We start from the raw sequence: 1,552 nt of genomic DNA, 5'->3' as shown, positions 1-1,552 counted from the left end.
ATCTAGAAAAATTTTTTCATAATATGCAATACTAATAATAACAATTTACTCTGAAATAATTCGTTAAAAAATAATAAATTAAACATATTTTTAACTATTTAAAAATACAATATAAAATAATCTTAACTACATCAAAAGATTAATCTATAAATTATTTAATTAAAAATATTATAAACTATATTATTTTCACAAAAAAATAGTACAGCATTAATTCTGCACTATTTAGTGATATCATTTAATAAGATAATTTTTTATAAAATAATAAATGTTCTGCAATTAAGCATAGAGATTTTTACTATATGATGAATATTATACAACCTGAATAAAAAGTCTGCTGACAAATTGCATGTGTCAACAGTTTGAAAAACTTGATACGCTATATTTGCATATCAAGTTTTTATATTAATTACGTTTTTTTAGTTTTAAGGCAACCAATAACGATGACAACAAAGCTAATATTCCAAATAAATCAGCATCAGTATTTATTCCTGTTTTTGAAAGTTTTCCTTTTTTAGGAGTATCTTTCTCTTTATTTTTATCTTCTGGAACTTCAGGTATTTCTGGAATATATTTGTTTGTTATTTTATAACCATTGATTATTGTTTCATATCCAGCAACTTGGTTTTCTGTTAATGTGTATTTTATCTCTTGCCCATCTTTGAACTTCGGTAAGTTTGTAAATTCGTAACTCCAGTTATCTTGCTCTCTTACTTCTTTACTTTGAACTAATTCTCCATTTGATAGTAAGTTTACTGTGATGCTTGTTGGGCGTTTTCCATCTTGGTTATTATTATCTTCCCAAGTTTTTACTCCAGTAACTTGTGTAGTTTCTGGTGTGTATTTATTTGTTATGTTGTATCCGTTAATTTCTGGTGTGTAACCTTCAACTTGGTTTTCTGTTACTGTATAATTTACTTCTTTTCCTTCTTTGAACTTCGGTAAGTTTGTAAATTCGTAACTCCAGTTATCTTGCTCACTTACTTCTTTACTTTGAACTATTTCTCCGTTTGATAATAAGTTTACCGTGATACTTGTTGGACGTTTGCCATCTTGGTTATTATTATCTTCCCAAGTTTTTACTCCAGATACTTGTGTATTTTCTGGCGTGTATTTGTTTGTTATGTTATAACCATTGATTATTGTTTCATATCCAGCAACTTGATTTTCTGTTACTGTATATTTTATCTCTTGCCCATCTTTGAACTTCGGTAAGTTTGTAAATTCGTAACTCCATTTATCTGTTGCACTTACTTCTTTACTTTGAATTACTTCTCCGTCTGCCAGTAAATTAACTGTGATTTTTTCTGGGCGTTTTCCATCTTGGTTATTATTATCTTCCCAAACTTTTTGTCCAGTAACTTGTGTAGTTTCTGGTGTGTATTTGTTTGTTATGTTATAACCATTGATTATTGTTTCATATCCAGCAACTTGATTTTCTGTTACTGTGTAATTTACTTCTTGTCCGTCTTTATATTTCGGCAAGTTTGTAAATTCGTAACTCCAGTTATCTTGCTCGCTTACTTCTTTACTTTGAACTAATTCTCCATTTGAT

At 28.2% G+C, this 1,552-nt stretch carries 1 protein-coding gene; it reads right to left on the bottom strand.

What is annotated here, in order from left to right; genetic code table 11:
- Positions 1 to 402: 402 nt before the first annotated feature.
- On the bottom strand, positions 403 to 1,552 hold a 1,150-nt coding region (locus HZY83_RS08565), incomplete at its 5' end, for a Cna B-type domain-containing protein (RefSeq protein WP_179943283.1).

Origin of the sequence: Gemella sp. GH3 (assembly GCF_013415425.1) — a bacterium.
GTDB lineage: Bacteria > Bacillota > Bacilli > Staphylococcales > Gemellaceae > Gemelliphila.
Note: the sequence above shows the minus strand (reverse complement) of the source record. Positions and strands in the feature narration are given on the sequence as shown.